The organism is Dyella silvatica (assembly GCF_026283955.1).
GTDB lineage: Bacteria > Pseudomonadota > Gammaproteobacteria > Xanthomonadales > Rhodanobacteraceae > Dyella_C > Dyella_C silvatica.
Genome location: NZ_JAPDPE010000187.1, coordinates 1 through 5,162 on the forward strand (window position 1 = coordinate 1; position 5,162 = coordinate 5,162).

Here is a 5,162-nt window from a genome sequence, read left to right on the forward strand (position 1 = left end):
CGACCCGCAGCATGCGGTGGGTTCCCAGGCCGAACTCAAGCGCAAGGTGGCGATGGTGGTGGCGCAGGCGGAGTACTACCTGGGGCGGCCGATTCGCAATGTGCTGGATGTCGGTTGCGGCGAAGGTACCTGGCGGGCGCCGCTGCGCGCATTGCGGCCGGATATCCACTACCGCGGGCTGGATGCCAGCGAGTATGCGGTGCTGCGCTATGGGCGTAGCCGTAATATCGGGCTGGCCCGTTTTGGCCAGTTGGCCGAGCTGCGTTTCGATCATCGCTTCGATCTGATCGTCTGCACCGATGTACTGCATTATCTGAAGCCAGCCGAGATCCGCGCCGGTTTGATCGGTATCGGCGAGATGCTGGAAGGGGTCGCCTTTCTCGAGGTGTTTACCCAACGCGATGATGTCGCCGGCGACCACGATGGTTTCAACGCACGTTCGCCGAACTGGTATTTGCGTGAATTCCACCAGGTCGGCCTGCTGCCGTGTGGTTCGCAGTGCTATCTCGGACCGCGGCTGGAGCGCCATATCGCCGCGCTGGAGCGGGCGCAGTTGCCTGCCTGAGTAGCGCTTGCCGCCTTGCGCTGGCGTTTAGACCAGCACCACGTCGACGCCGGCACTGCGCAAGGTCTTGACCATCTCCGGCGCGGCGCTGGTATCGGTAATCACCATGTGCAGGCTTTGCACCGGGGTGATCACCGACAGGCTGCGCTGCCCCAGCTTGCTGGCATCGAATACGCCGATGGTTTCGCGCGAGACGCGGATCATCAGCGCATTGAGCGAGGCCTCCAGCGGATCGGGGGTGGTCACTCCGACGACCGGATCGAGGCCGTCCACGCCTAGAAACAGGCGATCGGCGGAAAGCTTGGACAAGGCCTGTTCGGCATCGGGGCCCACCAGGGAGTACGAGGTTTGCCGCAGCAAACCGCCCAGCATCATCACCCGAATATGCGGAATGCCGGATAGCTCAAGCGCGATATTGAGCGCATTGGTAATGACGGTCAGCGCTTCGAATTTCATCTGCCGGATCTGCCGCGCTATCTCCACCGTGGTCGAGCCAGAGTCGAGAATGATGGTTTCGCCATCGCGGATCAGCTTGGCGGCGGCCAGGCCGATGCGCAGTTTTTGCGCGTGCCAGCGAGTCTCTTTGATATTCAGCGGGGTGTCGTTGCTGGAGGGCGGCATCACCGGCAAGGCGCCGCCATGCGAGCGGGCAATCGCCGCGTTGCGCGCCAGTACCTCCAGGTCGGTACGAATGGTTACGGTGGAGGTATCGAACTTGGTCGCCAGCTCTTCCACCGTGGCGCGGCCGTGTTGTTCCACAAATTCGACGATCAGGCGCCGGCGTTCTTCGACCAGCAGTCGGCGTGAAGGCGTGGAGGCGAGGTTTTCACTCATGGCGCGCAGGCTTCGCTGAGGACGGGGTTGGCCGACCGCGCTTAGGCGGATCTACTCAGGCGATCTGCAAAAGCCGGGCGGCGTTGTCATGGTATATCTTGCGAAGGATAGCGTCAGGCAGGCCCAGGCCATAAATCGACCAGCGCCCCTGGGGCGGTGTCGCCGCCGGCGCGTAATCGAAGTATTCGTCCTCGGTTTCCAGAAAGCGGTAATAGATTTCGTACAGCTCGTCGCCGAACAGCTGCTGCGGAACGTCGTCGCCATACGGCGAGGGCACCGCATCGGTGCCGAACAGACTGCGGTCCTGATAGCGGTCGAAAAAGCGCTGCGCAGTGCGCGGCTGCCGGCCCAGTTCGCCGATTCGTGCGCTGATATCGACCATGGTGTTGGGGAAACGGTCCAGGCAATCGGCCACCGCCGCCAGGTTTTCGGCACCGTTGCCGACGTGCATCAGCGCAAAGGTGGTGTTCGGGTGACGCGCAATCATTCGGTTGCGTGCCGCGATCAGCTCGTCGTTACTGGGGAACTCCGGCCCATAGAACGACCAGTCGGGATGCTGGCTGAGCTCTTCGTAGCGCTCGTTATATGCATCGGCCGGTAGGAAAAAAGCCTCCGGATCGGAGACGTGCAGAAACACTGGCATGTTGTGGGCGGCACAGGCTTCCCACATCGGATCGAAACGGCGGTCGTCCACCGCGACCAGTGGGCCGCTGTCGATCTGCTCGCGTAAATACAGCCCCAGCGTCTTCAGCAGCTTGAGCCCACGTGCGCCGATGCGCTTGGCCTGCTCGATCGCATCGCCTTGCAACTGCGCGTAATTCGCCTCGGGAAAATAAGCGTAAGACGGCTCGGTCATGGTCAGAAAGCGTCCGGGCGCGACATGGTCGAAGCTGCGAATGCTTTGTTCCAGGCCTTTGCCGATACCGCCGGTCAGGTTCACCACGGTGCGGATGTGCTTGCGATCCATCACCGGCAGTAAATCTTCCGGGCGGGCGAACACGGTGATTTCTTCGCCGATCGACACGCCGTTGCGGGTCTGGCTCGACCAGGTCAGATGCGTATGCACGTCGATCACCGGAAAGCGCGGATGCATGATCGGGGTCTTCGGCACATGCAGCATGCTGCGCGGCTGGAAGTCACGCAGGCGTAGCTCGCTATGGCCTGCGTTCGTCGCGGTTTTCAGCGGGTTCTTGTCGCTTTCGACGCGGACGGTGCCTACCCCGGTGGGCGGCGCGCAACAGAGACAGGAAGGAGGTCGGTTCATCGAACGGGCTCTGCGGTGAATGCTTGTGGCTTTACCCCTTCCCCCCACGCGGAGGAGAAGGGGGGGAGCCATCAGCGTGGGTACTTGGCCATGATCTCGTGCACCGCCTTGGTCAGGGCGATCGCCTGATCCAGCGGACGCAACCACATGTTGCGGCCAAACATCACGCCGCTGGCGCCCGAAGCCATATAGAACTCGACCTTGCGCAACACCGCCGCATCATCGTCGTTTTTCTCGCCGCCGGAGAACAGCACCATGGTGCGGCCGGCTGAGCGTACGACCCGCTCGCTGCGCGCGCCGGCATCTTCTTGCAGCTTGTCGTAGGGCGCCGGTGCGTGGGTGCGCTCGTCATTGGGTTCGTGCAACTTGACGATGTCGGCACCTAGTTCCAGCGCGACGCGGGCGGCGTAATCCTGTGCATACAGGCTGTTTTTGCCGCCCTTGGCATCGATTGCCGAGCCACGCGGATACGACCACAGCACCAACGGCATGCCAAAGCGTTCGCAATCCTGGCGCACTTTTTCGAACTGGCGAATTTCGTCGTGCTGGCGCGGCGAGCCGACATACATGGTGTAGCCGACCGCATCGGCGCCGATGCGCACGGCATCTTCGACCGAGGCGAACAGCGGTGAGGTGGCATCCGCATCGCTGGGGATATTGGTTTTGCCGTTGAGCTTGAGGATTAACGGAATCCGCCCGCAGTACTCGGCCATGTATTTCTCGGCCAGGCCGATACCCAGCGCGATGGCCGAGAAGTTGCCTTCGACCGCGAGCCGGAACTGGTATTCCGGATCGAGTGCCGGTGGATTGGGGAAAAAGTCGGTGGGGCCATGTTCCAACCCTTGATCCAGCGGCAGTACCAGCAGGCTGCCGTTACGCGGGCCGTGGCCGTACAGCAGGCGCCATAGGCGCGTGCGCTTGCCGTGAGAGAGCGAAAGCTGCGAAAACTTTTCGGAAGCTTTCGAAAGGGCTTGTAAGCTTTGTTTCATTTCGAATACCCTGAAATCCGCAATCGGATGGTTTCACATTCGAGTGAATCGAGCCAAATGTCAACACTTGATAAGCAAACGAAAGAAATCGCAGGCCTGTCAGCCCGCTCCCCGGCGCTGCAACAGGAGGCCGGGTATGCCGATACCCTGCGCGAAATCCTGCAGCAGCCGGCCACCTGGCGGCGCACCGCCGAATTGCTGCGCATCCCGCTGATTCGCGAGCGGCTGGCCCAGGCACTGACCCCGCTGCCCAGCCATATCGTGCTGACTGGCTCGGGCAGCTCGATGTATATCGGCGAAGGTCTGGCGCCCACCCTGCAGCTGGGCTTGGGCCTGCCTGCGCAGGCAATTGCCGCGGGCACCTTGCTCACGCACTGGCGCAGTGTGTTGCCGCCGGGGCCGGGACTGTTGATCTCGCTGGCACGTTCGGGCGATAGCCCGGAAAGCTGCGGCGTGGTCAGCCGTTTGCTGGCCGAGGCGCCGGCGTATCGCCATCTGGTGATTACCTGCAACGCCCGCGGCAAGCTCGCCACGCAGTATCAGGACGACCCGCGCGTCAGCGTGCTGGTGCTCGATGAGCGCACCAACGACCGCAGCCTGGTGATGACCAGCAGCTTTACCAATCTGCTGCTGGCCGGTACCGGTTTGTTGCGCGATGGGCTGTCTGCCGCTGCGGTCGAGCGAGTGTCCGCTGGCGTGCAGCAGGTGTTCGACGAGCAGTCCGATGCGCTGGCGCAGATCGCCCGCGGCGATTTCACTTCAGCCGTCTATTTAGGTGATGGCGGTGCGATAGGCGCGGCGCACGACTGCGCGCTGAAAATGCTGGAGATGACCGGCGGCCGCGTCGTCACCATGGCCGAAACCTATCTGGGCCTGCGTCATGGGCCGATGTCCAGCATCAACGCGTCGACCTTGATCGTGGCCTTGTTGTCGCCGGACCCCGCGGTGCGCGCCTACGAAATCGACTTGCTGCGCGAGCTGTCGCGCAAGGGTCTGGGTCTGGCCAAAGTATTGGTCGGCGAGGCTATTCCCGCCGATCTGCTTGGCCCCGACGATCTCGCCGTCGAAGTGCCCGGCTTACCCCAGGACGGTGAACTGGCCGCCTTGCTGGCCCACGTCGCCGTGGGGCAGTTGTTGGCTTTCTTCCGCTGCCTGCACTTGGGCGGCAAGCCGGATGCACCGGCACAAGGGGTGCTGACCCGGGTGGTCGAGGATTTCGTGATTCACCAGACCGCTGCCCAGCCAGCGCAGGTGTGACGCCGATGACGCCTGTGAAGTCTGGCCGCACGACGAAACGCATCCTGGTGGTCGGCGAGATCAATCTCGACCTGGTCTTCAAGGGCTGCCATGGCTTGCCGATGCCAGGCAAAGAAGTGCTGGCCGACGACTTCATCATGACGCCGGGCAGCTCGTCGATGATTTGCGCGATGGGTCTGGCCCGGCTCGGCAATCAGGTCACCTTCCACGGCAAACTCGGTGCCGATGCATGGGGTACGCATTGCCTCGACGC

5 protein-coding genes and 1 pseudogene are annotated in these 5,162 nt (G+C 62.8%); 3 read left to right on the top strand and 3 right to left on the bottom strand.

All coding sequences use genetic code 11. The features are described from left to right. On the top strand, nt 1-565 hold a 565-nt coding region (locus OUZ52_RS22040; protein WP_266160747.1), incomplete at its 5' end, for a class I SAM-dependent DNA methyltransferase. A gap of 27 nt (nt 566-592) precedes the next feature. Here the strand turns inward: OUZ52_RS22040 and OUZ52_RS22045 are convergent. The 3 genes from OUZ52_RS22045 to OUZ52_RS22055 all read right to left on the bottom strand — a co-directional run bounded on the left by OUZ52_RS22045 (nt 593) and on the right by OUZ52_RS22055 (nt 3,652). After that, on the bottom strand, nt 593-1,399 hold the full coding sequence (locus OUZ52_RS22045; protein WP_266160748.1) for a DeoR/GlpR family DNA-binding transcription regulator: 807 nt from the start codon (nt 1,397-1,399) through the stop codon (nt 593-595). 55 nt (nt 1,400-1,454) lie between these two features. Continuing rightward, nucleotides 1,455-2,663, bottom strand: a complete 1,209-nt coding sequence (locus tag OUZ52_RS22050) for an amidohydrolase family protein (protein ID WP_266160749.1) — start codon at nt 2,661-2,663, stop codon at nt 1,455-1,457. A gap of 71 nt (nt 2,664-2,734) precedes the next feature. Further along, on the bottom strand, nt 2,735-3,652 hold the full coding sequence (locus OUZ52_RS22055; RefSeq protein WP_266160750.1) for a class I fructose-bisphosphate aldolase: 918 nt from the start codon (nt 3,650-3,652) through the stop codon (nt 2,735-2,737). Between the two features lie 57 nt (nt 3,653-3,709). On the opposite strand from OUZ52_RS22055, the gene OUZ52_RS22060 reads away from it, so the two are divergent. Together OUZ52_RS22060 and OUZ52_RS22065 are read left to right on the top strand one after the other, a co-directional pair. Next, nucleotides 3,710-4,909, top strand: coding sequence for an AgaS family sugar isomerase (locus tag OUZ52_RS22060; protein WP_266160751.1), 1,200 nt, complete (start codon nt 3,710-3,712; stop codon nt 4,907-4,909). Between the two features lie 5 nt (nt 4,910-4,914). Then, nucleotides 4,915-5,162, top strand: a pseudogene (locus OUZ52_RS22065) (hypothetical protein); the annotation flags it as partial.